The organism is Cupriavidus malaysiensis (genome assembly GCF_001854325.1).
GTDB classification, from domain to species: Bacteria; Pseudomonadota; Gammaproteobacteria; order Burkholderiales; family Burkholderiaceae; genus Cupriavidus; species Cupriavidus malaysiensis.
On sequence record NZ_CP017755.1, the window covers coordinates 2517413 to 2542166 of the forward strand.

Consider the following 24754-nt stretch of genomic DNA (forward strand, 5'->3'; position numbering starts at 1 on the left):
ATGCCCGTCACGCACTTCCGCGTCCGCTGGCCCGACCAGCGCGAAACGCTGTGCTATTCGCCCTCTTCCGTCGTGACCGAGCACCTCGAGGCCGGCGCGGCCTACCCGCTGCCGGTGTTCCTGGACCGCGCGCGCAGCGCGCTGAACCAGGCCTCCGAGCGGGTGCGCCGCCGCTATGGCTTCGCCTGCTCGGCGGCCCAGGACCAGCTCGACGTTATCGAAGCCACCGCCGCCCGCTTTGCCGGCCAGGCCGGTGCCACGGTGACGGTACTCGCCTTCGAGCGCTAGAACGCCCTCCGTGAACCTCCCTCTGCCAAGGAACCCGCGTCATGCCTGACACCACGCCTACCCCTCCCGCCACCAGCGAGGCCCGCCACTACTCCGTCATCATTGTCGGCGGCGGCCAGGCCGGTCTCTCGCTCAGCTACTACCTGCGCCAGGCCGGCATCGAACACCTCGTGCTGGAGCAGCACACCATGACCCATACCTGGCACACCCAGCGCTGGGATGCCTTCTGCCTGGTCACGCCGAACTGGCAGTGCGCACTGCCTGGCCACCCCTATGCCGGCGACGACCCGCACGGCTTCATGAAGAAGGACGAGATCATCGCCTACCTGGACGGCTTCATCCGCGCGGTCGCCCCGCCCGTGCTCGAACACACCGAAGTACGCAGCGTCAAGGCGCGCCCGCAGGGCGGCTTTGCGGTGGTCACCACACGCGGTACCTTCGGCGCCGACCAGGTTGTGGTAGCGTCGGGCGGCTATCGCACGCCGATCGTGCCCCGCCTGGCCGAGCGGCTGCCGGCATCGATCAGGCAGGTCCAGTCGGCCGACTACCGCAACCCGCAGGCCTTGCCCGAGGGCGCGGTGCTGGTGGTGGGCTCCGGCCAGTCGGGCGCGCAGATCGCCGAGGACCTGCACCTGGCCGGGCGCCAGGTCTACCTCGCCGTGGGCGAAGCCCCGCGCTGCGCGCGCTTCTACCGCGGCCGCGATGTGGTCGACTGGCTGGCCGAGATGAAGTACTACGACCTGCCTGTCACCGAACACCCCCTGCGCGAAGGCGTGCGCGACAACACCAACCACTACGTGACCGGACGCGACGGAGGACGCGACATCGACCTGCGCCGCTTCGCCGCCGAGGGCATGGAACTGTATGGCGTGCTGGAGGACTACCGCGACGGGCGCCTGCGCTTCGCACCCGACCTGCGCCGGAACCTCGACAATGCCGACGCCACCTACAACCGCATCAACGCCGGCATCGACCAGTACATCGCCGCGCACGGCATCGACGCGCCGCCGCCCAGCCTCTACACACCGGCCTGGACACCCGCGGCCGAACGCACCGAACTCGACCCGCAGGCAGCGGGCATCGGCAGCGTGATCTGGTGCATCGGCTTCCGGCCCGACTTCGGCTGGCTGGAGGTGCCGGTATTCAACGGCCGCGGCCACCCCGGGCACGAGCGTGGCGTCAGCGCGCATCCCGGCCTGTACTTCCTCGGCCTGCCATGGCTGCACACGTGGGGCTCGGGCCGCTTCTCCGGCATCGCGCGCGACGCGCAGTACCTGGCGGAGAGGATCGCGGCGGCGTGCTCGCCGGAGGCGCTGGCGGCTTGAGGCCCACCGCTCGGCCGCATGCGCGGCCGCTCGCCGCTATGGCTCGACGCTCGGCGCGATCAGCGCCTCGAACCATTCGAAGAAGGCATTGAGGCGCGCGGAGCGCTGGCGCCGGTGCGGATAGACCAGCGAGAGCGGCATCGGCGCGGCGCGGTGCTGCGGCAGGACTTCGACCAGTTCGCCGCGGTCCAGCAGGTCCTGCACGTCGAAGCGCGGGATCTGGATCAGGCCGATGCCGGCAAGGCAGCAGGCGATATAGGTCTCGGCATTGTTCGCCACCACGCGGCTCGGCATCGACACCGTGACGGTCTCGTCCTGGTGGCGGTACTCCCAGGGCAGCGTCCGGCCGGTGAGCGCATTGGCGTAGCCGACCGCGACATGGCCACGCGCCAGGTCCTCGGGCGCGCGCGGCGTGCCGTACTCCCCCAGGTAGCCCGGGCTGGCGCAGTTGATCAGGGCCAGCCGCCCGACCGGGCGCACCACCAGGCTGCTGTCCTGCAGGGCGCCGACCCGGACCGCGCAGTCCACGCCTTCCTGCACCAGGTCCACCATGCGGTCGGTCGAACCCAGCACCAGTTCCAGGCGCGGGTGGCGCCGCAGCAGCGCGGGCAGCGCCGGTGCGACCAGCCGGCGTGCGATACGGCTGGGCACGTCCACCACCAGCCGGCCGACCGCCTTGCGCTGGCCGGCGCGGAACAATTGCTCGACCTCGTCCGCCTGCGCCAGCAGGGGGCGCACGCGTTCCAGCAACTGCAGGCCATCGGCGGTCGGGCGCACCTGGCGCGTGGTCCGGTGCAGCAGGCGCGTGCCGACCCCCGTTTCGAGCTGCTGCACCGCGGCCGAGACCGAGGCACGCGGCAGTTCCAGCGCGTGGGCGGCCTTGATGAAGCTGCCCATCTCCGCCACGCGCACGAAGACGCGGTATTGTTCGAGTCGGTCCATCTCGGCCTTGTGCTCAAGCAGGGAATCCGCGCGGCGGACGCCGCGCCACGGCCCCTCTCCGGCGCACGGCAGCGGCGCTCACGGGGGAGGCGACGGCCGCATGATAGCGCGGCACCCCGCCCGTGCCGGTTCCTACCTGGTGGTGTAGCCGCCGTTGATCAGGATGGTCTGTCCGGTGATCCACCAGCCGTCGCTGACCAGGTGGCGGACAAAGGGCACCACGTCCTCGATGTCGGTGAGCCCGGTGCGGCTGAAGGCCGACAGCGCGGCCGCGGTCTTGTGGTAGGCCACCGCATCGTCGCCCTCGGCGGGATAGAAGAAGGGCGTGTCCATCGGGCCCGGCCCGACCGCCGTCACCGAGATGCCGCGCGCGCCGAACTCCTTGGCGGCGGCGCGCGTGAAATGCTCGACCGGCGCCTTGGTGCCGGCGTAGGCGGCATAGAACGGCGTGAAGGCTCCCAGCAGCGAGGTGACCAGGGTCACGATCCTGCCGTGGTCGTTGACGTGCTTGCCGGCCTCGCGCAGGAAGAAGAAGGCGGTCTTGGCGTTGACCTCGGCCATGTCGTCGTATTCGGCCTCGGTGATCTCGGTGAAGGGCTTCTTCAACACCTTGCCGATGGTATTGATAGCGATATCGGGCCGGCCGACCGCCTGGACCACATCGGCGAACAGGGCTTCCATGGCGCCGGCGCGGCGCAGGTCGGCCTGGAAGGCGACGGCCTGCGCACCGGCCGCCTTGAGCGCGGCCACGGTCTCCACGGCGGCCGCGCGGGTGGCGTCGCTGTTGTAGTGGATCGCCACCGCGCGGGCGCCGTGCCGGGCGAGGTCGCGCGCGATCAGCCCGCCGAGGTTCTTCGCCCCGCCGGCGATCAGGACGGTCTTGCCTTGGATAGAGTGGTCAGCCATGCATGCCTCCGCATCGATTCGAGAGTCTCAAGACTAGGCGATCGCGCCGGCCTGCGCAGCCCGGCGCGGCTGGATGGATTGTCCAGGAATCCGTTCCAATCGCATGCCGCAGCACCGCAGCGCTTCGACACCGCAGGCGCCACGGCCGGCGGCTTGGCGACCGGCGGCGGCCCGTGCTATGGTCCTCCGGCAATGCATGCGGCCCGCGCGCCGGCCTGCCGCGCGGGACTGGACCCCGACAGGCCCCATACTCAGGAGGGGATATGGTCAGACTGGTGCTGCTGCTGATGGGCATCGACTACCTGCACCGCCGCGCCCGCGCCATTCTCTGGACGGGCGCGCTCTGGGCGGTCGCCGGCATCGCCATCTTCATCGACGCGCTCGACGGCGCCCTGCATTTCCCCATCCAGTTCTTCGCCTGGCTCTTCCTGATCGAAGGCCTGGCGACGCTGGTGGTCGCCTGGAGCGGCGTGGGCGGCCAACGCGTGCTGCGCTACGTCAAGGGCATCGCCGTGGTCGGCGCGTCGGCCCTGATCTTCGCCGGCCACCACTACGGCCACTTCCTGCTGTCGATGATCTTCGGCGCCCTCTTCCTCATCGACGGGCTGCTCCAGTGCGTGTCGGCGTGGGTGGTGCGCTACCGGCGCTGGCACGTCGCCCTCGCCTGGGGCGTGGCCGAACTGCTGATCGCGGTGTTCTTCTTCCAGCCCTACCCGACCCACTATGTCGGCACGCTGCCCTACGGCCTCGGCCTGTTCCTCTTCTTCGGCGGCCTGAACATGCTGACGCTGGCCGCGCGCGTCAGGCGGCTGGCCGCCAATCCGGCGCTGCGCGGATCGTCGCGGCCCGGCCGGCTGCCCGAGGCCGACGTGGCGGGGACCATGCCGGAGGAGGACGGCGGCGGCAACGCTGCACCGGCACCGCCCGCCTTCGACCGCGCCGAATGGGACGGGCCGCCCGCCGACGGCGAACATGCGCTGACGGTGCACGTGTGGACGCCCACGGGATCGGCCAGGACACCCGCGCAGTCGCCGCCGATCATCCGCCGCTACATCGCCGCGGTCGACGCCAACGGCGTGATCTCCACCGGCCATGCCGCGCTGGAAACGCCGGAAGGCATCTACATCAGCCTCTACCCGGCGGTCGAGATCGACCGCTCGCCCGACGACTTCGGCCGCCTGCTGCGCGCCACCGCCGACAACGACGTACCCGGCCTGTTCCAGCCCGACTACGCCACCGAAGCGCAGGCCTGGTGTCCCTCCACGACGCGCGTGCGCATCCGCAACTACGATCCCCTGCGCTTGCAGGCCTTCTGGCAGCGCTACCGCCGGAACACCACCTACAACCTGACGCACCGCAACTGCTCCAGCACCGTCGCCCACGCGCTGGAAGCCGCGCTCGAAGGCGCGGTGGGCCGCCTGCATGGCGATCGTGCCGGCTGGCGCAGCCTGCTGCGCGTGCTGGTGACGCCGGAGCTGTGGGTGGCCGCGCAGATCCGCAAGCGCGCGGTGACCATGGCATGGACGCCCGGCCTCGCGCTCGACTACGCGCGCGCGCTCAGCATGCTGGCCGATCCCCGGCCTTTCGCCTGGCGCAAGGCCGCGCGCGCCGCGCGCACCACGCTCGCCCGGCTGCGCCAGCAACGGCGCGACTGGCAGGTGCAGGACGAAGACGCCGGCAGCGCGCGGCGCTGAGGCCGGCAGGCTGCCGGGCGCTCAGGCGGACGCATCCCGCCAGCCGTCGCAACGAGCGATCGACGGCAGCATGCCGGGCTTCGCGCGAGTCGAGGCCTCCTGCCGGCGCGCCGGCCGCCCCTCCCGCACACGTGAACCGGCACACGGAGACGATCGGCGCCGCGCGGCAGGCGATGCGGGACACCGCCTCGCACGGCCTCGCACGGCTTCTCGACAGGCCTGGTGATTCCACGAATTCAAGAACCGGGACACCAGGGCACCAGGGCACTAGGACTCAGGGCACAAGTGCAGCTCGAACTGCCGCATCAGCGCCATCACCTGCGCGCGTCGCGGCGTCTTCAGCGCCATCAGGATGGCGCTGACGTGCTCCTTGACGGTGTCTTCGCGCAAGCCAAGCCGCCTGCCGATGACGCGATTCGAGAGACCGTCGAGCAGCAATTGCAGCACGTCGCCCTGACGGCGGGTGAGACCCAGCTCCGCCGGCGTGATCGGTTGGCGCGGGACGCCGGCGCACGGCGTGTGCGGCGGCATTGCTGGTGACAGGTCCCATTGCGCCGGCGCAGCCGCTGCCGGGGCCGGCAGCGGCGCCTGCCGGATCAACTGGCGGCGGTCGCGCACGCAGTGCTTGGCGAGGATGGCAGAGACATGCTCCTTGACCGTACCCTCCTGCAGGCCGAGCAGCAGGGCGATGCGCTTGTTGGAGAGACCGTCGACCAGCAGCGCGTACACGCTGGCCTGGCGCGCGGACAGCATGGGCAAGGCCACGGCCTGCGCATGCGGGGACCGTTCGTCCCCGGGGCAGCCCGGCAGCATCGCGCCGACGGCCTGGCTCTCGTCTGCGACCGGCGCAAGGGCGCAACCCGCCGCGCCGTCCTTGCCACCACCGTCCGGCAAGCCGTCAGCGCGCATCGGCAAGGGCAAGCCCCGCCGCGCTTCCTGCTGCTCGCCGCAGGTCCGCACCTGCGTGTCGACACATGGCATCAGAACCCCAGCCCAGCCGGTCATCTTGTCGTTGTTACCGGTGCCTGCCACAGCGCAGTCCCTTCCCGCTCGATGGGTGGCCTGTCGGCCACCACGTTGCCCCTCCATTCCCGCATAGCCAGGACAGCTCTGACGTCCGGCTGTTTTCCGCGAAGTATACCGAGAAGGCAGCGCCCGTAAGGAAGCATCGCATGACGGGTTGCGCGCGCGAGACACCCGGGCCCTTGCCGTGCAGAGAACGCCATGCGGCAAGCGCCGATGGCTGCCATCGATCGCAGCCGGAGCGCTGCGCGACGGCACGGCGCACATGGCACGCTAGGGAAAGCACTGATCCGATCGCCATGCTTCCGCGGCACCGCTGTAAGTCCCGCGTCAGGTCAACTGCCGAGAATCCAGGCTATCCAACTCAAGACACTAAAGGAGACGCTTCATGTCCACCGACCTGATCGGGAAGATCCAGGCGCACCCGAAATACGCGGCGCTCAAGCGCAGGCGCAACAGCCTCGGCATCCTGCTGACGATGCTGATGCTGATCGTCTATTACGGCTACATTGCCCTGATCGCCTTCGACAAGACGCTGCTGGGGCAGCCCTTCCGCAGCGGCGTGACCAGCATCGGCGTGCCGGTCGGCTTCGGCGTCATCCTCTTTACCGTCGCTATCACCGGCATCTACGTGCGGCGCGCCAACCGCGAGTTCGACCGCCTGACCGTGGACATCCTGGAGGACGTGGCGAAATGAAGACCCCATCCTTGCGCATCCTGGGCGGCCTCGCGGCCGCCACCGCCTGCGGCGCGGCATTCGCCGGCGGCGGCGACGTCGGCGAGACCGCCAAGCAGGCCACCAACACCACGGCCATCGTGCTGTTCTCGCTGTTCGTCCTCGGCACCTTGTGGATCACCAAGTGGGCGGCCTCGCGCACGCGCTCCGCCGCGGACTTCTACACCGCGGGCGGCGGTATCACCGGTTTCCAGAACGGCCTGGCGATCTCCGGCGACTACATGTCCGCCGCCTCCTTCCTCGGCATCTCCGCGGCGGTGATGAGCAGCGGCTACGACGGCCTGATCTACTCGATCGGCTTCCTGGTCGGCTGGCCCATCATCACCTTCCTGATGGCCGAGCGCCTGCGCAACCTGGGCAAGTTCACCTTCGCGGACGTGGCGGGCTACCGCTTCGCGCAGGGCCCCATCCGCAGCTTCGCCGCGCTCGGCACGCTGGTGGTGGTGGCCTTCTACCTGATCGCGCAGATGGTGGGCGCCGGCCAGCTGATCAAGCTGCTGTTCGGCCTCGACTACTGGGTGGCGGTGGTGATCGTGGGCGCGCTGATGATGGTGTACGTGCTGTTCGGCGGCATGACGGCGACCACCTGGGTACAGATCATCAAGGCCTGCATGCTGCTGGCCGGCGTCACCTTCATGGCCATCATGGTGCTGGCCCAGTACGGCTTCAGCCCCGAGGCCCTGTTCGCCAAGGCGGTCGAGGTCAAGACGGCCATCGCCAGCGCCTCCGGCAAGAACCCGGACGAGGCCGCCAGGATCGGCCTGTCGGTGATGGCCCCGGGCGGCTTCATCAAGGACCCGATCTCCGCCATCTCCTTCGGCATGGCCCTGATGTTCGGCACGGCCGGCCTGCCCCACATCCTGATGCGCTTCTTCACCGTGCCGGATGCCAAGGAAGCGCGCAAGTCCGTGCTGTGGGCCACGACCTGGATCGGCTACTTCTATGTGCTGATCTTCATCATCGGCTTCGGCGCCATCACCCTGGTGCTGACCAACCCGGAGATGGCCGACGTGGCCAAGGGCGTGATCAAGGGCGGCGCGGGCACCGCCAATATGGCGGCCGTGCTGGTGGCCAAGTCGGTCGGCGGCGACGTCTTCTTCGGCTTCATCTCGGCGGTCGCCTTCGCCACCATCCTGGCGGTGGTCGCCGGCCTCACGCTGTCGGGCGCCTCGGCGGTATCGCACGACCTGTACTCGACCCTGCTCAAGCAGGGCAAGGCCAACAGCCATGAGGAACTGCGCGTCTCGCGCATCACCACGGTGGTCCTGGGTATCGTCGCGGTCGCGCTCGGCATCGCCTTCGAGAAGCAGAACATCGCCTTCATGGTGTCGCTCGCCTTCGCCATCGCGGCTTCCGCCAACTTCCCGGTGCTGTTCCTGTCGATGCTGTGGAAGGGCTGCACCACGCGCGGCGCTGTCATCGGCGGCTTCCTCGGCCTGGTGTCCTCGGTCGGCCTGACCATTGTCTCGCCTTCGGTGTGGGAAGCCACGCTCGGCTACCCGAAGGGTTCGGCCTGGTTCCCGTACACCTCGCCGGCACTGTTCTCGATGGCGATCGGCTTCGCCGGTGTCTGGCTGTTCTCGCTGCTCGACAACAGCGCACGCGCCAAGGCTGAACGCGCCGCCTTCGACGCACAGGAAGTGCGCTCCGAAACCGGCCTGGGCGCAGCCGGCGCCTCCTCGCACTGAGGCATCGGCCCGGTGCCGACGGGCCCGGCGGCGCCACGCGCGCCGACGGGCCTGGTTCCTCCTCCCCCTCTGCCCCTCTCCCCCACCTCGCGCGCGGCAGCGCCCGCACCGCCCTGTGTCGACATCCGCGGCACAGATTCGGGCGTTTCTCATGTGGAATCGGAAATCTCTTGAGACACCGCTGGCGTCGCGCCGATAGCCTTGGCGCTCTCCCCATATGCCCGCCAGCCTGTCATGCCAAGCGCCTCACCCGCTCACGCCCCAGCCGCCGCCCCGCTGCGATATCGATGGTTGATCCGGGTACTGGGTATCGACTCGGCACTGCTGATCCTCGTGCCCTATCTGCTGTTCGTGGTACTGGCCATGCTGGGAGGCGGCATGTGCAACGGCTGCTCGGTCGGCTGGCGCGATGCGTCAGCGCTGATGCCCGCCTTCGGATGGGTGCTGCTCGGCGTGAGCGCACTCTTTCAGGTCGCACTCAGCGCAGTCGTCTATTTCGTGTGCCGCTGGATCGATCGTCCGCCGCACCGCTGGCGCCCGCTGGCCGTGATCCTGCTGCTGGCCTACCTCTGCTGGCCCCTGCTCGCGCTCATTGCGGGCGGAGCTTCCGCTCCCTGAGCCACGCCCCCCCGCGACATTCCCGCCGGCTCGCGGAAGCGCGCCCCGCACAAGGCAAGCAGGACAAGAAACGCGGCATCGCTGCAGCGAAAGGCATGGTGCGCATCCTCACCTTCGACAGGAAAGGCGCCAAGACCAAGCGCGGGATGGCCTGGCCTTGACGCTGACCGGTGCGCGCTACCTCGGCACGGAGGCTCGAAGGCGCGTACCGGCGGCGGCGCTTGCATTCCCTATGGCCACGGACGTGGCCGAGCAGCGCATGCCGCGCGGGTGGATAGCGGCCTGATCATGTTCTGCTCACCGGCAGCAATGGCGGCGTCAGGCAAGGCCCGGCGCCGCCGCACGGCCTCCTCCTCGCTCAGGTTCACTCCACCACCGCTCCGCTGGCCTTCACCAGCGGCGCCCAGCGCCCGCTCTCGCTCTGCAGGAAGGCGCCGAACTGCCGCGGCGACATCGGCATCGCCTGCAGCCCCTGGTCGTCGAAGCGCTTGACCACCTCCGGCGCCTTGAGCGCCTTGCGAGCCTCTTCGTTGAGCCGGTTGACGATGGCGTCCGGCGTGCCCGCCTTGACCACCATGCCGAACCACACGCCGGCATCCAGGCCGGGCACGCCCAGCTCGGCCAGCGTCGGCACCTCGGGCAGCTGGGCCGCGCGGCGCGGCGCGGCGATGGCGAGCGGCTTGACCTTGCCGCCCTGGATCAGCGGCGAGGTGGTGATGACCGGGTCGAACATCATGTCCACCTGCCCTGCCATCACGTCCTGCAGCGCGGGCGCGGAGCCCTTGTAGGCCACGTGGGTGAAACGGCCGCCGGCCTTGTCGGCGAACATGCCGCCCAGCAGGTGGCCGATCGAGCCGATCCCCTGCGAGGCATAGTTGACGCCGCCAGCCTTGCTGTGCGACAGCGCCATCAGTTCCTTGACCGACGCGGCCGGGCTGTTCTTCGGCACCACCAGCACCAGCGGCGAGGTCGCCAGCGCGGTGACCGGCTTGAAGTCCTTGAGCGGGTCGTAGGAGAAATTGCGGTACAGGCCCGGGTTGATGGCGAACATCTCGGTGGCGGCGATGAAGACGGTGTAGCCGTCGGCGTCGGCGCGCTTGACCTGCAGGGCGGCGATCTGCCCGCCGCCGCCCGGACGGTTCTCCACCACCACCGGCTTGCCCAGGCCGTTGCCCATCTGCTGGGCGAGCTGGCGCGCGATCATGTCGGTGATGCCGCCGGCCGGGAACGGCACCACGAAGGTCAGCGGCCGGTTCGGGAAGGTGTCGGTATCGGCGCCGGCGGCGGGTGCCGCCAGGCAGGCGGCGGCCGCTGCGGCGGCCGCGCCCAGTGCAAGGCGCGCGAACGCGCGCCGGGGATGGCGATGGCTCATGCTCTGTCTCCTGTTTCCTGTTTCTCGTTGTGGACGGGGCCGTCGATGCGGCCCTCTGGATGGCGGCGCGGCGCCGGTGCCGCGCCGCCGTGGTACGGCGGCCTGCGCTCTGAGGCCTCGGGTCCGGGGCCTGAGCGCCGGCGGGCCTCAGGCCGCGGCGAAGCTCGCGCGCACGCTGCCGACGCCGCTGATGCGCGCCTCGTAGCAACGGCCGGGCTCGGCCGCCACCATCGGGCCCAGCGCGCCGGTCAGCACCAGGTCGCCGGCACGCAGCGGATCGCCCAGCGAGGCGAGCTTGCGCGCCAGCCACACGGCGGCATTGAGCGGATGGCCGAGGCAGGCCGAGCCCTGGCCCGCCGAGACGCGCGCATCGCCGGCAAACATCTCCATCTGCACGGTCTTCAGGTCCAGCCCGGCCAGCGGCACCGGCACCGCGCCCAGCACCACCAGCCCGCTGGAGGCGTTGTCGGCCACGGTATCGACGTAGCTGATGTTCCAGTCGGCGATGCGGCTGCCGACCACCTCGATGGCGGGCAGCACGTAGTCGACCGCGCCGATCAGGTCGACCAGGGTGGCATCGGCGGCGCTCACGTCATGCTTGAGCACCAGTGCCACTTCGGCTTCCACCTTTGGCTGCAGGGTGCGCGCCGGCGGGATGGGCTCATCGTCGCCGTACACCATGTCGGCGAACAGCGTGCCGAAATCGGGCTGGTCGACGCCGAGCTGGCGCTGCACCGCCGGCGAGGTCAGGCCGATCTTGCGGCCGACCACGCGGCGGCCGCGCGCCTGCCAGAAGGCGACGTTGGCGCGCTGGATGGCATAAGCGGTGTCGGCATCGCCGGCGGCGATCTCGCCGCGCAGCGGCGCGACCGGGCTGCGCTCCTGCTCGGCGCGGCGCAGGCGCTCGGCCAGGGTGGCGATGAGGTCTTGCTGGGTCATGTCTGGGGCGTCCTGTCGTTGGAGGGAGGGTTGGCAGCCGGTCTCAAGCGTCCGTTCCGGCCTGCGCAGCGTGCATCACGGCGAAGCCGGCGATCCATTCAGGAATCGCACGGTAGTAATCGATCTCGGCCTGGTAGGGACCGGCTGCCGCCAGCGCGGCGAAGGCGCCGATCCAGGTGCGGATCTCGTGCGCCGACTTGCCGCCCTCGCGCGTGATGGCGGCATCGGTCATGCCGTCCACGGCGCTCAGCTCGCCCCGCTGCAGGGTGGCCAGGAAGGCCTGGTCCCATGCCGGGTTGAGCGCGTGCATGGCGCTATCGCCGGCGGTGAAGGCGCGCGCCGCGGCGACGGTGCGCGCCTGCCGCGCCGCGCGCGCCTCGGGCGAGGGATTGCGCCCCGCGATCAGCCGCTCAGCATTCTCGGGGCTGGCCGTGGCCAGCTCGGGCACCGGGGGCTCGTGCGAGATGCCGCCCGAGCCCACCACCAGCACACGCTTGCCGCTGCGCGCGGCAAAGCGGCCGATGGCATCGCCCAGCAGGCGCGCGCGCCGGCACGAGGCCATCGGCGCGGCCACCGAATTGATGAAGACCGGGATCACCGGGTAGCGGTCGAGGCTCCCGGTCAGCACTTCCAGGGCCTGGGCGCAGCCGTGGTCGACCTGCATGCGGTAGGACAGCGCCACGTCGACGTCCGCCGCCAGCACCGCCTCGGCCAGCGCCAGCGCGGTGTCGCGCGGCACGTCCAGCGGACCGGCCAGACTCTGGAAATCGCCCACCGCGCTCGCCGCCGCGCCGATGCAGAACGGCGGCATCAGGTCATAGAAGAAGCCGTTGTAGTGGTCCGGCGCGAAGGCGATGACCAGTTCGGGATCGAAGGCGGCCACCCGCGCGCGCGCTTGCGCCAGTACGCCCTCCACTTCCGCCAGCACCGCCGGCACCGGATCGAAGTAGCCGTGCAGCGGCGTGTGCGACAGGCATTCGAGATGGATGGGCATGTCAGGCTCCCGCCACGCGTGCCAGGGCCGGCCCGCCGGCATCCGCCGCGCGGCCCGGCTGCGGCGCCGGCTGCGCCGGGCCTGCCGGGGCTGCGGCCACGCCTGCGGCGACGGGCAGCGCCAGCTTGTCCGCCACGCCGAGGATGGCGCGCGAGACATCCTGCGGCGAGCAGGTCGCGGCCACGAAACGGTCCGGACGCAGCACCACCACCGAGTCGGGCTGGCCGCCGAACCAGTCCTTCAGGCGGCCATGCACATCGCCCACTGCCAGCACGCCGTCCGGCACGTCGTCGCGGAATTCCAGTTGCGGGTCGGGCTTGGCGATGACGAAGCAGGCCCCCAGCCGCTGCCACGCCTCGCGCGCCGGGGCGCTGAGCCCGAAGGTCGGGTCCATGCCCCAGCTCAGCACGGCGAAGCGGTTGCCGATCACGTCGTCCAGGCGCGCGATGCGGCCGTCCTCGCAGCGCACCAGCGGCTGCAGGAACATGCGCCCCACCGGCGAGGCACCGAGCGGATCGGGCCCGTGCACCAGGCGCCCCACCAGCGATTCGCGCTTCTCGCTCATCAAGCCCAGCAGGCGGCCGAGCGCCGAGTTGCCGGCTCGCTCCAGGCGCCGCGCGAGGAAGCCGGGCCGGGTCTCGCGCTCGGGCACCCCGGGCAGCAGCACCACGCCCTGCTCATAGCGCGGCATCGGTTTGAAGCGCATCTCGACGAAGTAGCGCTTGGCCGACGGGAAGGCGTTCATCACCCGCGTGAAGGCGTCGCGCAGGCGCGCCGCGCCACGGCTGGCCGGCGCGAAGATGTCGCCCGCCACCTCGGACAGGTGGATCATCGAGCGGGCATGGGCGCGCCGCTCCTGCGTGTAGCTGTCGAGCAGGCGGTCGCCGGCCTGGCCCTTGGCCACCATGGCCAGCTTCCAGCCCAGGTTGGCCGCGTCGCGGATGCCGCTGTTGTAGCCCTGCCCCTGCCACACCGGCATGATGTGGGCGGCATCCCCCGCCAGCAGCACGCGCCCGGCGCGGAAGCTGCGCGCCAGCCGCGCGTTGTGGGTGTAGACGCGCTTGCGGATGTAGTCGACCTTGTCCGGCTCCGGCACCAGCTTGCGGATCAGCGCCGCCATGTTCTCCGGCCGCGACAGTTCTTCCTCGGTCTCGCCGGGCATCACCATGAACTCGAAGCGGCGGATGCCGTGCGGCAGCGCGGCCGACACATAGGGGCGCTCCGGGTCGCAGTGCATATAGATGTGGGGCGTGCCGATGGGATCGTTGCGCACGTCCACCACGATCCACTGGTTGGGCTTGGTGCGGCCCTCGAAGGGCATGTCCAGCGCGCGGCGCACGAAGCTGTTGCCGCCGTCGGCGCCGACCAGGTAGGCCGCGCGCACGCGCACCGGCCGGCCGGCCTCGTCGGCCGAATCGATGGTGACGCCGTCGGCATCCTGGGTGAAGCCGCCGACTGCCTGGCCGAACAGCACCTGCACGTGGGGGAAGCGCGCCAGCCCTTCGTAGAGCACACGGTCCGCCAGTGGCTGGATGAAGGCGTTGCGGCGCGGCCAGCCGTACTCGTCGGTGCGCGGCTCGATCGAGGCGAAGCAGCGCCCGCCCGGCGTGACGAAGCGCATCCAGTGGTTCGGCGTGGTGTGCGGCAGCAGCGCGTCGGCCAGGCCGACCGACTGGAATACGCGCAGCGCCTCGTCGTCGAGGCCGATCGCGCGCGGGTAGTCGATGATCTGCTCGAGCTTCTCCAGCAGCACGACGCTCACGCCCTGCAGGCCGAGGATGTTGGCGATCATCAGGCCCACGGGGCCGGCGCCGATGATGGCGACGTCCGCGCGCAGGTCGTGGGGACGGCCGTCTCCGGCCGCCTTGTCCTTGTCGAAGGCGGGGTTCATGTCTCCTCCTTGTTCCCTGGCGGGCCGGTGCCGGCAAGCCTGGCGACCGCGGGCCCCGCAGGGAATCGATGTGGATACGGTTGGAAAGGGTGCGATGCGGGAGCGTTGCCGGACGGCTTACCGCGGCTTACCGCGGCTTACCGCAGCCGAGCGCGGTGGAACGCGGCTCGGCGCGGCGGCATGGCCGCCGCGGGCCGGGGCCTGGCAACCGCGGCGAGGCGGTGCGCGTGGGACATTGTCTGCTCCAGAATCGGTCTTGGTATGGGCTGCAGTCTAGAGTTCCGGTTGCCGCCGGACAAAAAAACGTTCAACATGTGCAAGGAATGCACGCCATTGATTTACAAGGATTTTTTTCCATGCCAGCCACCCCGGTAAAGCGCACGGTCCGACACTCGCCCTATGCCAACGTACGCGGCCTGTCACGCGGCCTGGCCGTGCTGCGGGCGCTCAACCGCATGGAAAGCGGCCGCGCCACCGCGCAGCAGCTCAGCGAGGCCGCCGGCCTGCACCGCACCACGGTGCGCCGCCTGCTGGAGACACTGATCGAAGAGGGACTGGTGTGGCGCAGCGAGTCCGACGACAGCTACCGCCTGACGCTGCAGGTACGCGCGCTCAGCGAGGGCTTCACCGACGACGAATGGATCTCCACGCTGGCCGCGCCGCTGATGGGCGAACTGCTGCAGCGCGTGGTCTGGCCCTCCGACCTGGCCACGCCCGACGGCGACGCCATGATCATCCGCGAGACCACCCACCGCTTCAGCCCGCTCTCCTTCCACCGCGCCATGGTCGGGCGCCGCCTGCCGATCCTGCTGACCTCGGCGGGACGGGCCTATTTCGCCTTCTGCAGCGACGCCGAGCGTGACAGCGTGCTCAAGGTGCTGCGCGCCGGCGGCGGCGGCCCCGAGCAGGCCGCGCTGGCCCATGACGAAGCCTTCCTGCGCCGCCTGGTCCAGCGCGTGCGCGACGACGGCTTCGCCACCAACCGCAGCGACTGGACCGAACAGCGCAAGATCGGCGCGCTGGCGGTACCGGTGCGGCACGGCGAGCGCGTGCTGGGCAGCCTCAACGTGGTCTACCTGGCCGCCGCGCTCGGCGCCAAGGAGGCCGTGGAACGCTTTGCCGCGCCCTTGCAGGAAGTGGCGGCGCGGATCGAGGCGGCCCTGGCCGGCAGGGCGGCCTAGGCATGCGTTGACGATGCGCTGACGATGCGCCGACGATGTGCTGACCATGCGCAGGTACACAGCGCTGACGCTGGCCGCGCCGCCGGAACCCTTCATGCCGGCCGGGATCCGCGCCATCGCGCATGAGGATCCACACAAGGTGCATTGGCCATCCGGCAGGACATGGATGGCGGATGGCGCGCTCGGTGCCCGGCTGCGGTGCTTTGTAGACCTTGCTACATGCTTGAAATGGGTGCTGCGCCCGCCTAGGATGAGCCGCATGAAACCCGCTCCTGCTCCGGCCGGCGCCGACTGGCGGCTCCTGGTCATCAGCCTGCCGACGACCGCGGCCACCGCCCGCATGCGATGCTGGCGTGCCATCAAAGCGCTGGGTGGCGCCGCCCTGCGCGATGGCGTCTACCTGCTGCCCAACCGGCCCGAACTGCTTCAGCCCTTGCAGGCCATCGCCGACGATGCGGCGGCCCAGGATGGCAAGGTGTGGCTGCTGCCGGTGCTGGCCATGCCGGAAGAGGCCGACTACCAGGCGCTGTTCGACCGGTCGGCCGAATACGCGGCGTGGACAGACGAACTGGCGGCGGCACGCGCGGCCATGGCGAGCCTTGGCGAGGCCGAGCTGCTGCGCTTGGCACGCCGTCTCGGGCGGGGCTACGACGCGATCCGGCGCATCGACTTCTTCCCCGGCGAACTCGCATCCATTGCCGAAGCGAAGTGGCGCGACTTCAATGCCGCGATCGATGCGGTGTTGTCGCCAGGCGAACCGCGTGGTGCCGCGCGGGGCATCATCGCGCGGCGCGACCCCGCGCAGTACCAGGGGCGCCGCTGGGCCACCCGCAGGCATCTCTGGGTCGACCGGGTGGCGTGCGCCTGGCTGATCCAGCGCTTCATCGATCCCCATGCGACCTTCCTGTGGCTCGACGACGTGCGGCAGTGCCCGGCAGACGCCCTGGGTTTCGACTTCGACGGCGCGACGTTCACGCACTTCGAAGACCGCGTGTCGTTCGAGGTCCTGCTGGCCAGCTTCGGGCTGGAGGAAGACAAGGGGCTGTCGAAGCTGGCGCAATTGGTGCACGTGCTGGACGTCGGCGGCGCGCCGGTCGCCGAGGCGAGCGGGTTCGAGGCTGTGCTGACCGGTGCGCGCCAACGCCTGCCGGATGACGACGCCCTCTTGCAGGAAATGAGCGCGGTGCTGGAGTCCCTCTACACCCACTATGCCGGCGCGGCCCGGCGCAAGCGATAGCGCTGCTCGAATGCGGCAGACGCCACGCCACGGCGCCGGGCCTGGCGAAGAACGCCGCCGGCGATCATGGCTTGCAACTGCCGACGGCTTAAATCGCCGCAGGCCGGCAAACCCGGTCGATTCTCGATCGGAGCCCTGCCCCCCCACCAACGAGGGGTGTGGTCAGCCCCGGGGGCGGACGATACGTTAGCGACGCTGGCGGAATATAGGCGATGCCGGAACGAGGCACGGGCCGCCGCGGGACAAACCATAAGACATCACGGGGAAACGATATGCGGGTCATCGGCCTGGCGGCGCTCGCCGCCTGCTGCCTGGGGAGCCGGCCGATGCCGGGCCGGGACCATCGTCCCCAGGCACGCCACCGCCCGCCAGCCTATGCGCGCCCCCAGGGCCCCGGCGCGGCGGTCGTAGCGGCGACGGTGGCGACGGTGGCGACGCTGCTCACCGCATGCACTCCCGTACAGCCCTACGTACCGCCGACGCGCGGCGACACGGCGCGCCTGCTGCTGCGGCCGACGACACCGGCCAACATGTCCTTCGCGCTCTACGCCTACGATGACGCGCATGCCTGCCACAGCCCGGCACGGGTGATGACGGGCAATGCGAGCACCGGCCACCAGTCGAGTACGCTGCGCGCCGGGCCGCTGGCGACGCTTTCCTATGTCGGCGTGGACGGCAGGCGATCCTGCCGCGTGGTCTTTTCCTTCTATCCGAAGGCAAACCACACCTATCTGCTGGCGATGTCGCAGGACGGCATGCGCTGTGCCGTGAACGTGCTCGATGCCTCCGATGGCGACAATCCCCGGCCCGAGCGCTCCTTGATCGCACGCACCCCGCGCGCCGGCGGCTGCGACCCCGTCAACAAGAATGCGCGGGCCGACGAGGCGATCAAGTCGACCTACGACGGTGCCACGCCGGACAGCGGCCAGCGTGCCGCCAACAGCCTGGACGATTTCAACGACCTGCTGCCGAAATGAACATCTTGCTCCACAAGGGATGGCGCGCCGCATGCCTGGGCGCGGCCTGGCTCGCGCTGGCGGCCCCGGCCGCGCAGGCCATGGCGCCTGACCAGTTCTTCAAGAAGACGGCGCCCAGCGTCTGGCGTGTGCTCACCTACGACGCCGACGGCATCCAGTTCGCGCGCGGCAGCGCGGTGGTGATCGGCAAGGAGACCCTGCTGACGAACTGCCACGTGCTGGCCAAGGCGAAGCGCTTCGTCATCAAGCAGGACAACATCAGCTACGAAGGCAAGCTGCAGTACCTCGATGTCGAGCGCGATCTCTGCCAGATCACGGTGCGCAACCTGAACGCACCGGCCGTGCCCCTGGGCGACAGCGACAAGCTGGTGGTGGGCCAGCACGTCTACACGCTCGGCAATCCGGAGAATCTCGAACTGACCTTGAGCGAAGGCCTGGTCTCCGCCTTGCGCCAGGATGAGGAATCCGGCCTGAAGCTGATCCAGACTTCCGCGCCGTTCTCGATGGGGTCGAGCGGCGGCGGCCTGTTCGATGAAGAAGGACGCCTGATCGGCATCACGACCCTGATCCATCGGCGCGGGCAGAACCTGAACTTCGCCATGCCCATCAACTACCTGCGGGAACTGCCTGCGCGCAGTGCCGCCGCACTGGCCAGGCGCTCGGCCGCGCTCGCGGCCGGGGCCGGGTCCAGTCCGGTAGCGGCACAGGGCCGTGCCCCCGTGGGCGACAGGCCCGGCGGACGCCCGGCACCTGCCGCTTCCGGCTATGCCGAAGTGAACGACATCGACAAGCTGCTGCAGGTCGCTCCGCGCGCCCGTGCCGGCTACGAGAGCTTCCTGAGCAAGCCGCAGCCGCGCGCCTTCGCCATCGCGGAGAACGGCGGCTGGTGGATCTCCTATGGCATCAAGCCGAAGGACCCCGCCGCCGACCCGGATCCCGCCGTCCGCGCCGTGCCCGACTGCGAGACATTCCATCGGCGCCGGTGCACCCTGTACGCCATCGACAATGTCGTGGTGTACAAGCCGGAAAAGCAATGAGCGGGCGGCAATGAGCGCGCGGCCCCTGCCCGGCAGGACCGAGGCGGAACTCGCGCGGGATTAGCGCAGGACCAAGGCAGGACTAGGGCGCCACGATCTCGAACTGCGGATCGAAGTTGTCCAGCATCCCCATCCAGGCCTGCAGCACGGCCGGGTCGCCTTCGATCTTCGCGCGCCCGGCGCCGACCGCCTCGCGCAAGGTGGTCTGGCCCAGCAGCGCGCCGATCAGCACGGCACGCGGCACGGTCAGCGTGGCCTGGGCATCGGCATGCTGCTGGTCGGCCTTGTAGCGGAACACCGCGTTCTCCACCGTGAGCGCATAGCGCTTGCCGGTATCGGGCTGGACCCAGTTGATCTTGAGCGTGCGGCCGGCGGCGCGCTCGCCGTTCAGGCGCACCGCCAGGTAGTCGAGGAACATCGGGTCGGTCATCGCCTGCACCATGTCCGGGCTGGCCGACTGCGTCGAGGCGAGGCGCTGCACGCCGTTGCGCAGTTCGCGCGCGCCCATCAGGTAGGCGCTGCGCCAGCTGGCCGACTCGGCCTGGTAGCCGAGCTGCTCCAGCGCGTCGGCCTCGAGCTTGCGCGCGGCCTGGTTGTCCGGGTCGGCGAACACCACGTGCTTGACCACCTCCGCCACCCAGCGGTAGTCGCCCTGGGCATAGGATTCGCGCGCCTGCGCCAGCACCTTGTCGGCGCCGCCCATGTACTGCACGTAGCGCTTGGCCGCTGCCTCGGGCGGCAGCGGGTGCAGGTCGGCCGGGTTGCCGCTGTACCAGCCCAGGTAGCGCTGGTAGACCGCCTTGGCATTATGGTTGACGGTGCCGTAGTAATCGCGCAGGTCCCACTGGCCGGCCAGCGCCGGTGGCAGCTTCACCCTTTCGCCGATCTCGGTCATGGTGTAGCCCTGGTTGGCCAGGCGCAGCGACTGGTCGTGGATGAACTTGTAGGCATCGCGCTGGCGGCCGAGGAAGGCGTCGATGTTCTGCTGCCCCCACTTCGGCCAGTGGTGCTGCGCGAACAGTACCTCGGTGCGGTCGCCGTAGCGGTCCAGCGTGGCATCGAGCGCGCGCCACCACTGGTTGGCGTCGCGCACCTGGGCGCCGCGGATGGTGTACAGGTTGTGCAGGTTATGGGTGGCGTCCTCGGCCGCGCACAGTGCCTTCCACTGCGGGAAGTACATCAGCATCTCGGCCGGCGCCTCGGTACCCGGCGCCATCTGGAACTCGATCTGCACGCCGTCGATGGTGCGCGTCTCGCCGCTCTTGCGCACCAGGTCGGTGGGCGCGATCAGCGTCACGGTACCGAGCGAGACCGTCTTGCCCAGGCCGGCGTCGACCTGTCCCGTCGGCCCCTTGGGCAGCAGCGCGCCGTACATGTACTGGGCGCGGCGGCTCATGGCATTGCCGGCGTAGATGTTCTCGCTGACGGCTTCCTCCATGAAGCCCTCGGGCGCCAGCACCTTGACGCGGCCCGCCTTGACGTCTTCCTCGCGGATCACGCCCTTGACGCCGCCGAAGTGGTCGACGTGGCTGTGCGTGTAGATCACCGCCACCACCGGCTTCCTGGGCCGGTGCTGGTAGTACAGCTCGAGCGCAGCGTGCGCCGTCTCCGCGGTCAGCAGCGGATCGATGAGGATCAGGCCGGTGTCGCCCTCGATCAGCGTCATGTTGGAGAGATCGAAGCCGCGCACCTGGTAGATGCGATCGGTGACGCGGAACAGGCCGTGCTTGAGGTTGAGCTGGGCCTGGCGCCACAGGCTGGGGTTGACCGTGGCCGGCGCGGCATCGGCGCGCAGGAAGGCATAGTCGCTCAGGTTCCACACCACCCGGCCCTGCGCGTTGCGGATTTCACTATCGGCCAGCGTGCCCAGCCAGCCGCGCTGGGCATCCTCGTAGTCCTGGCGGTCATTGAAAGGCAGCTGCTGCAGCACGGCCTCGTTGGCCTGGCGGGTGGCGGCGGTGGCATCGCCAGGCGTGGCGGCCGCGTCGGCCGCCAGCGCCGGGGGCATGCCGGCGGCGCCGGACAGCAAGGTCAGGGCCGCGGCCAGCGCGGCGGGCTTGCGAAGCATGGTGTCTCCTCGTTGTGTTCTCGTGGTGTTCCTGCACCTGCCAGGGGCGGCCGGCCCGGCTGCGGACGGCTCCGCCCGGCAGCATGACGCATCCCCTGCCCCGGCGGCAAGACTATAATTGTTCTGAACGTTCAGTACAATTCTAGTGTGCGAGCGATCCCCTTGCCCTGTCAAGGTGCCGGGATATCGAGGGAGGGTCCGGCACAAGGGGGCATCTGGCCGAGGCGGAGGGGCCAGTGCCCGCTGCTACAATTTTCCGCCGACCCAGTACCCCTGCCCATGACTGCCCCAGCCTCCGCCGCGCCCGCCACTCCGGCCACGCCAGACGCCCAGGCCACGCCGGCCAAGAACCGCCGCGGCCTGGAGACACGCCAGCGCGTCATCGCACTGACCAAGGGCCTGATCGCCGAACACGGCTATGCCGAAGTCACGCTGGACCAGATCTCGGCCGCTGCCAGCGTGGCCAAGAGCAGCCTGCTATGGCATTTCGGCAGCAAGGAAATGCTGCTGGCGGAGGCAGCCATCAGCCTGTTCCGGGAAATCGAAGGGGAGATGCAGGCGCGCGCCCCGGCCGGCCGGAGCCAGGCCGAGCGCCTCGACAATCTGTTCGATCGCGTCGCCGACTATTTCACGCGCCACCCCGAGACCAAGGGCGTGGTGCTGGCACTGCTGTTCTCAGGCAGCGTTCCCGAGGCCGTGCGCGAACACATCCGCGCGGGTTGGGACGGGCATGTGCGCGCGCTGGTGGAGGCGCTGGGCACGCCGGAGCGGCCGCTGCCACCGGAGATGGCGCGGCTGCTGCTGGCGGTGTTCCATGGGTGCTATTGCCATTGGTATGCCAACGGGCGCGGCGAGCCGATCGCAGCCTACCTGGCGCCGGCGCGCGAGCTGATGCGGCAGTGGCTCACGGCGCCCGCTGGCGCAGCGCCGGCGGCAGGGGCAGCGGCGATCGAGCCCGGCGCCGCTGCGGCTCGCCGCAGGCGGTCTTGATGCAGGGTGAGGGGTGATGGCCGCACCCGCGCCGGCATGCGGCAAATAGGACTAGATGCTGAACGTCGGGTTGCCGAACTGCGCCAGCAGGGACTCGATCAAGCCGATGTCCTCGGTATGCGGCGTGCGGTCTTCGGTGATGCGGGAAGGCCCCGCGTAGATCGCGGTGATGTGCCGGCGCACGGTCAGCACACCAGACTGCGGCGCATCGACCTCGACCTCCAACCAAGGTATGTGCCGGTAACTGCCGGCAACCCAGCCGGTCGAAGTCAGATGCTGCACTTCCCACTCTTCGCTGTTCGGCATGTCTTGAACTTCCTCCTGTAGTCAGATCGTTGAGATCGGTCAGATCGGATGGCGCGTGGCCATCGCGGGAGCGGCGAAGCCGCTCATGTTTTGTGTCGGCATCGGATCGGGCCCTTGGCCGGCCCGCACCGCGGCATCTCCGGCCTGGCGCGCAGGCGGCGGTCCGGATGCACCGACAACCTCCTGTCGCAGACCCGCGTTTGCCAAGGTCGTTCCCGCTCAGCGCGGGGACTTGCCGCCGGGCAGCCGAAGGCCGCCGGCCTTGGCGCCGCGCAACTGGCGCGCACGCAGATGCGCCGCGGCGCGTTCGCCGGCGCTGCGCGCGGCCTGCTTGGCACGGGCTTCCGAACGGTGCGTGGCGTGCCGCATCGAAACATTGGCGACGACTTGCTCGACACCATTGCGGTACTCGGAAATGACGTAGTTCGCGAACCAGATGCCGGGTTCTTGCTGAATGGGGTACACCGAAACGGTGAACGGGGTGATGCTCTGATTCAAGTTGTTTCCTGCTTTGCCAGTGCGCGCGCCAGGGGCCTGGCGCCGCGCACTGCGGTCAACACGGACTGGTGCGGCTTCGGCCTCCAGTCGACGTGGAAAAAACAATGCGCGTCATGCCCATCGGCAGAATCGCTTGCACTGTTCGGGGAGGACCATGCTTGCGCTCGCCATCGCGCCCTGTACATGCGCGATCGCCGCGGAGCGGCGGTGCCGCTGGTCGGATAGTGACAGGCGCGTGGCGCCCGGAAGGGATCGGGTGTACACCCGAGCGGCCGCCGAGCTTGTTCTCTTCTATTGATGATGTGTCGCGGCCTGCCTATGGCTTATCACCGGCATGCGGTGATAAGGCGCAATGATACCATCTTCGATACCTGCCAGCAGGAACCGGCCCGTTCCCCCACGCCGCCGGCACCCCGCGCGTGCAGCGCTATCGCTGCCACCCCGCCTCGGGATCGCGCTTCTGGTCGCGATACGTCCACTGCGTTCCGCAGACCTGGCACACGAAGGTGCTGACAGTCAGCGCAGGCCCTCTGGCCGGCTTGATGCGCTGGGTATCCGTGATCCGCAAGGCGGGGTGCCCGGGTGCGCCGAACTTGTGCATTTCCATGGCCTGGCAGGCCGGACAGAGCGTCATATCGCGTCCTTCGTGAGTGATGGGGGCCACGGCCAATGTCCTGGGCAAGGAACGGCCCCTGCCAAGGGTAGCCATCATGAACGGGAAAGCCGGCGCCGCACAGGCGTGACGCTCCATGCGCCCGATCGGACACAGCCGCCGGGGCGAATCCTTGACATTCCATCCACATACAGGTATAAGGAGCTGGCAAGATTTTCAGGCAGTAACTTTGAAGTACTGGGTGCGTAACACACTTCAAGCGTTTCCTCGTTTCTTCCTTGATCGTCATGCTCCGCCAGCGGTTTTTCCTGGCGGAAATTCTTTGAGGAATCCAAACATGGAAACCGGTACCGTCAAGTGGTTCAATGACTCCAAGGGCTTCGGCTTCATCACGCCCGACGCAGGTGGCAACGACCTGTTCGCGCACTTCTCGGAAATCCAAGGCAGCGGCTTCAAGTCGCTCCAGGAAGGCCAGAAGGTCCGCTACGTGGCCGGCGTAGGCCAGAAGGGCCCGGCAGCGACCAAGATCGAAGCGATCTGAGTCTCGCCTCCCAGGCAGAAAAGCCCCGCAATGCGGGGCTTTTTTTGTGCCCGCCGGGATCCCGGTTGGAGCCCGCCGCGAGACGGTCAACGGGCCCGGCTCAAAGACCGGCCGTGCTCATGCCCTCCACCAGGCCGTCGATGATTTCCTCACCGGTCTTGACGGCGGCACGCTTCGCGGCACCCAGGCTCTCCCACTGCGCGACCGGCAGCGCGAAGACCCTGCCATGCTCGGCATTCGGCGGACTGCCTTCGCGGCAGATCACGACCGAGGCGTTGTACGCGCGGTCGGGCCGGGGCTCATGCCATTCCCGCGGCGGCTCGTATGGGTAAACCAGCGGGTAGAGATCGAAGCCCTTGTAGTTGGCGCTCGGGTAGGCATCCACAGCCTTCTCCGGTTGATGGTATGCCCCCCACTGTACGCGCATTCCCCACGTTCAGCGGGAATATTTGGCGATCGCCGGCACCGCCCCCCCTGGCGGCTGAACGCCGGCACTCGCGAACGACCGACGGCGAACCGCGTGGCTGAGTCAACCGCACCGGCTGCGGTATCGCGCTGGCTCGGTTCGACCGCGCAAGCCCTTCGCTGGCATCCATTGGCGCACGCCGCGCCACTGTGGCCCGCTGCCCGCTGGCGCCAGCCTAGCCGATGCAGGCACCACCCATTGCCTTGGCCCGATGCCCGCGCATCGACCCATCCAGGCCAGTTGCAGCGTCTTGCGCCAGCGACCGCTACTCAGCTCAGGAAAACCTCCATCCTTCGTTTGGAAGGATCGGGGAATGACCATCGATTGCCGCAAATTGCCGCCAAATTTCGGTGATTTTGGGAATCGTCCTGTGGAAATCCCTCTCTTGCTGCACCAGCATCTAAGTTGCCTGGGCGCCATCTCT

Annotated in this window: 24 protein-coding genes; 12 read left to right on the plus strand and 12 right to left on the minus strand. The window is 69.4% G+C overall.

The annotated features are described in order from the left end of the window. Together BKK80_RS30580 and BKK80_RS30585 are read left to right on the plus strand one after the other, a co-directional pair. Nucleotides 1–288: an MSMEG_0570 family nitrogen starvation response protein gene (locus BKK80_RS30580; protein ID WP_071018845.1), complete on the plus strand. Its 288-nt coding sequence runs from the start codon at nt 1–3 to the stop codon at nt 286–288. A gap of 41 nt (nt 289–329) precedes the next feature. After that, nucleotides 330–1613: an MSMEG_0569 family flavin-dependent oxidoreductase gene (locus BKK80_RS30585; protein ID WP_071072546.1), complete on the plus strand. Its 1284-nt coding sequence runs from the start codon at nt 330–332 to the stop codon at nt 1611–1613. A 36-nt stretch (nt 1614–1649) separates the two neighbouring features. Here BKK80_RS30585 and BKK80_RS30590 read toward each other — a convergent pair whose 3' ends face one another. After that, nucleotides 1650–2555 (minus strand): LysR family transcriptional regulator, encoded by a 906-nt coding sequence (locus BKK80_RS30590; RefSeq protein WP_071018841.1) that lies wholly within the window; start codon nt 2553–2555, stop codon nt 1650–1652. Between the two features lie 132 nt (nt 2556–2687). Next, nucleotides 2688–3461: an SDR family oxidoreductase gene (locus BKK80_RS30595; protein ID WP_071072548.1), complete on the minus strand. Its 774-nt coding sequence runs from the start codon at nt 3459–3461 to the stop codon at nt 2688–2690. A 263-nt stretch (nt 3462–3724) separates the two neighbouring features. Between BKK80_RS30595 and BKK80_RS30600 the strand changes: the two genes are divergently transcribed. Then, nucleotides 3725–5155: an HdeD family acid-resistance protein gene (locus BKK80_RS30600; protein WP_071038738.1), complete on the plus strand. Its 1431-nt coding sequence runs from the start codon at nt 3725–3727 to the stop codon at nt 5153–5155. Between the two features lie 267 nt (nt 5156–5422). Here the strand turns inward: BKK80_RS30600 and BKK80_RS37845 are convergent, their stop codons facing one another. Then, nucleotides 5423–6187: a LuxR C-terminal-related transcriptional regulator gene (locus tag BKK80_RS37845; RefSeq protein ID WP_269466355.1), complete on the minus strand. Its 765-nt coding sequence runs from the start codon at nt 6185–6187 to the stop codon at nt 5423–5425. A gap of 379 nt (nt 6188–6566) precedes the next feature. On the opposite strand from BKK80_RS37845, the gene BKK80_RS30610 reads away from it, so the two are divergent. From BKK80_RS30610 to BKK80_RS30620, 3 genes are all read left to right on the plus strand, one after another. Further along, complete coding sequence (locus BKK80_RS30610) at nt 6567–6875, plus strand: DUF485 domain-containing protein (protein WP_071018834.1); 309 nt, start codon at nt 6567–6569, stop codon at nt 6873–6875. Further along, entirely contained in the window at nt 6872–8602 is a 1731-nt protein-coding gene (locus BKK80_RS30615) for a cation acetate symporter (RefSeq protein WP_071018832.1), read from the plus strand. Before BKK80_RS30610 ends, BKK80_RS30615 begins: the two co-directional genes overlap by 4 nt. A gap of 291 nt (nt 8603–8893) precedes the next feature. Further along, entirely contained in the window at nt 8894–9220 is a 327-nt protein-coding gene (locus tag BKK80_RS30620; protein ID WP_071072553.1) for a hypothetical protein, read from the plus strand. Between the two features lie 364 nt (nt 9221–9584). Here BKK80_RS30620 and BKK80_RS30625 read toward each other — a convergent pair whose 3' ends face one another. From BKK80_RS30625 to BKK80_RS30640, 4 genes are all read right to left on the minus strand, one after another. Continuing rightward, nucleotides 9585–10592, minus strand: a complete 1008-nt coding sequence (locus tag BKK80_RS30625; RefSeq protein WP_084545820.1) for a Bug family tripartite tricarboxylate transporter substrate binding protein — start codon at nt 10590–10592, stop codon at nt 9585–9587. Between the two features lie 147 nt (nt 10593–10739). Continuing rightward, nucleotides 10740–11531, minus strand: coding sequence for a 2-keto-4-pentenoate hydratase (mhpD, locus tag BKK80_RS30630; RefSeq protein WP_071018828.1), 792 nt, complete (start codon nt 11529–11531; stop codon nt 10740–10742). Between the two features lie 43 nt (nt 11532–11574). Continuing rightward, a complete protein-coding gene (locus BKK80_RS30635) occupies nt 11575–12525 on the minus strand; it encodes a 3-carboxyethylcatechol 2,3-dioxygenase (protein ID WP_071038740.1) in 951 nt (316 codons plus the stop codon). Nucleotide 12526: 1 nt separating this feature from the next. Continuing rightward, entirely contained in the window at nt 12527–14416 is a 1890-nt protein-coding gene (locus BKK80_RS30640; RefSeq protein ID WP_083384439.1) for a bifunctional 3-(3-hydroxy-phenyl)propionate/3-hydroxycinnamic acid hydroxylase, read from the minus strand. 356 nt (nt 14417–14772) lie between these two features. Here BKK80_RS30640 and BKK80_RS30645 point away from each other — a divergent pair, with 356 nt between their 5' ends. From BKK80_RS30645 to BKK80_RS30660, 4 genes are all read left to right on the plus strand, one after another. Continuing rightward, nucleotides 14773–15597, plus strand: a complete 825-nt coding sequence (locus BKK80_RS30645) for a DNA-binding transcriptional regulator (protein ID WP_071018824.1) — start codon at nt 14773–14775, stop codon at nt 15595–15597. Nucleotides 15598–15856: 259 nt separating this feature from the next. Next, nucleotides 15857–16834, plus strand: a complete 978-nt coding sequence (locus tag BKK80_RS30650) for a chromate resistance protein ChrB domain-containing protein (protein ID WP_071022335.1) — start codon at nt 15857–15859, stop codon at nt 16832–16834. Between the two features lie 272 nt (nt 16835–17106). Beyond that, complete coding sequence (locus BKK80_RS30655; protein ID WP_071072554.1) at nt 17107–17811, plus strand: hypothetical protein; 705 nt, start codon at nt 17107–17109, stop codon at nt 17809–17811. Beyond that, nucleotides 17808–18848 carry a S1C family serine protease gene (locus BKK80_RS30660; protein WP_083384437.1) on the plus strand — a complete coding sequence of 347 codons (1041 nt, stop codon included), beginning with the start codon at nt 17808–17810 and terminating at the stop codon, nt 18846–18848. Before BKK80_RS30655 ends, BKK80_RS30660 begins: the two co-directional genes overlap by 4 nt. 82 nt (nt 18849–18930) lie before the next feature. On the opposite strand, the gene BKK80_RS30665 is transcribed toward BKK80_RS30660, so the two are convergent. After that, the gene (locus tag BKK80_RS30665; protein ID WP_071072555.1) at nt 18931–20916 is read right to left on the minus strand and encodes an alkyl/aryl-sulfatase; all 1986 of its coding nucleotides are present in this window, start codon (nt 20914–20916) and stop codon (nt 18931–18933) included. Nucleotides 20917–21195: 279 nt separating this feature from the next. Between BKK80_RS30665 and BKK80_RS30670 the strand changes: the two genes are divergently transcribed. Then, nucleotides 21196–21906 carry a TetR/AcrR family transcriptional regulator gene (locus BKK80_RS30670; RefSeq protein ID WP_083384436.1) on the plus strand — a complete coding sequence of 237 codons (711 nt, stop codon included), beginning with the start codon at nt 21196–21198 and terminating at the stop codon, nt 21904–21906. Between the two features lie 51 nt (nt 21907–21957). Here BKK80_RS30670 and BKK80_RS30675 read toward each other — a convergent pair whose 3' ends face one another. The 3 genes from BKK80_RS30675 to BKK80_RS30685 all read right to left on the minus strand — a co-directional run bounded on the left by BKK80_RS30675 (nt 21958) and on the right by BKK80_RS30685 (nt 23344). Further along, the gene (locus BKK80_RS30675) at nt 21958–22212 is read right to left on the minus strand and encodes a translation initiation factor 1 (RefSeq protein ID WP_071038743.1); all 255 of its coding nucleotides are present in this window, start codon (nt 22210–22212) and stop codon (nt 21958–21960) included. Between the two features lie 219 nt (nt 22213–22431). Beyond that, nucleotides 22432–22710 (minus strand): isochorismatase, encoded by a 279-nt coding sequence (locus BKK80_RS30680; protein ID WP_071018816.1) that lies wholly within the window; start codon nt 22708–22710, stop codon nt 22432–22434. 427 nt (nt 22711–23137) lie between these two features. Next, on the minus strand, nt 23138–23344 hold the full coding sequence (locus BKK80_RS30685; protein WP_071022330.1) for a hypothetical protein: 207 nt from the start codon (nt 23342–23344) through the stop codon (nt 23138–23140). Nucleotides 23345–23660: 316 nt separating this feature from the next. On the opposite strand from BKK80_RS30685, the gene BKK80_RS30690 reads away from it, so the two are divergent. Then, entirely contained in the window at nt 23661–23864 is a 204-nt protein-coding gene (locus BKK80_RS30690; protein ID WP_071018814.1) for a cold-shock protein, read from the plus strand. 100 nt (nt 23865–23964) lie between these two features. On the opposite strand, the gene BKK80_RS30695 is transcribed toward BKK80_RS30690, so the two are convergent. Next, nucleotides 23965–24249: a hypothetical protein gene (locus BKK80_RS30695; RefSeq protein ID WP_071018812.1), complete on the minus strand. Its 285-nt coding sequence runs from the start codon at nt 24247–24249 to the stop codon at nt 23965–23967. Between the last annotated feature and the right edge of the window lie 505 nt (nt 24250–24754).

Coding starts and splice junctions, on each gene's coding strand:
- BKK80_RS30580 (WP_071018845.1), top strand. CDS start 1: ATGCCCGTCACGCACTTCCGCGTCCGCTGGCCCGACCAGCGCGAAACG.
- BKK80_RS30585 (WP_071072546.1), top strand. CDS start 330: ATGCCTGACACCACGCCTACCCCTCCCGCCACCAGCGAGGCCCGCCAC.
- BKK80_RS30590 (WP_071018841.1), bottom strand. CDS start 2,555: ATGGACCGACTCGAACAATACCGCGTCTTCGTGCGCGTGGCGGAGATG.
- BKK80_RS30595 (WP_071072548.1), bottom strand. CDS start 3,461: ATGGCTGACCACTCTATCCAAGGCAAGACCGTCCTGATCGCCGGCGGG.
- BKK80_RS30600 (WP_071038738.1), top strand. CDS start 3,725: ATGGTCAGACTGGTGCTGCTGCTGATGGGCATCGACTACCTGCACCGC.
- BKK80_RS30610 (WP_071018834.1), top strand. CDS start 6,567: ATGTCCACCGACCTGATCGGGAAGATCCAGGCGCACCCGAAATACGCG.
- BKK80_RS30615 (WP_071018832.1), top strand. CDS start 6,872: ATGAAGACCCCATCCTTGCGCATCCTGGGCGGCCTCGCGGCCGCCACC.
- BKK80_RS30625 (WP_084545820.1), bottom strand. CDS start 10,592: ATGAGCCATCGCCATCCCCGGCGCGCGTTCGCGCGCCTTGCACTGGGC.
- mhpD (WP_071018828.1), bottom strand. CDS start 11,531: ATGACCCAGCAAGACCTCATCGCCACCCTGGCCGAGCGCCTGCGCCGC.
- BKK80_RS30635 (WP_071038740.1), bottom strand. CDS start 12,525: ATGCCCATCCATCTCGAATGCCTGTCGCACACGCCGCTGCACGGCTAC.
- BKK80_RS30640 (WP_083384439.1), bottom strand. CDS start 14,416: ATGAACCCCGCCTTCGACAAGGACAAGGCGGCCGGAGACGGCCGTCCC.
- BKK80_RS30645 (WP_071018824.1), top strand. CDS start 14,773: ATGCCAGCCACCCCGGTAAAGCGCACGGTCCGACACTCGCCCTATGCC.
- BKK80_RS30650 (WP_071022335.1), top strand. CDS start 15,857: ATGAAACCCGCTCCTGCTCCGGCCGGCGCCGACTGGCGGCTCCTGGTC.
- BKK80_RS30655 (WP_071072554.1), top strand. CDS start 17,107: ATGCGGGTCATCGGCCTGGCGGCGCTCGCCGCCTGCTGCCTGGGGAGC.
- BKK80_RS30660 (WP_083384437.1), top strand. CDS start 17,808: ATGAACATCTTGCTCCACAAGGGATGGCGCGCCGCATGCCTGGGCGCG.
- BKK80_RS30665 (WP_071072555.1), bottom strand. CDS start 20,916: ATGCTTCGCAAGCCCGCCGCGCTGGCCGCGGCCCTGACCTTGCTGTCC.
- BKK80_RS30670 (WP_083384436.1), top strand. CDS start 21,196: ATGACTGCCCCAGCCTCCGCCGCGCCCGCCACTCCGGCCACGCCAGAC.
- BKK80_RS30675 (WP_071038743.1), bottom strand. CDS start 22,212: ATGCCGAACAGCGAAGAGTGGGAAGTGCAGCATCTGACTTCGACCGGC.
- BKK80_RS30685 (WP_071022330.1), bottom strand. CDS start 23,344: ATGACGCTCTGTCCGGCCTGCCAGGCCATGGAAATGCACAAGTTCGGC.
- BKK80_RS30690 (WP_071018814.1), top strand. CDS start 23,661: ATGGAAACCGGTACCGTCAAGTGGTTCAATGACTCCAAGGGCTTCGGC.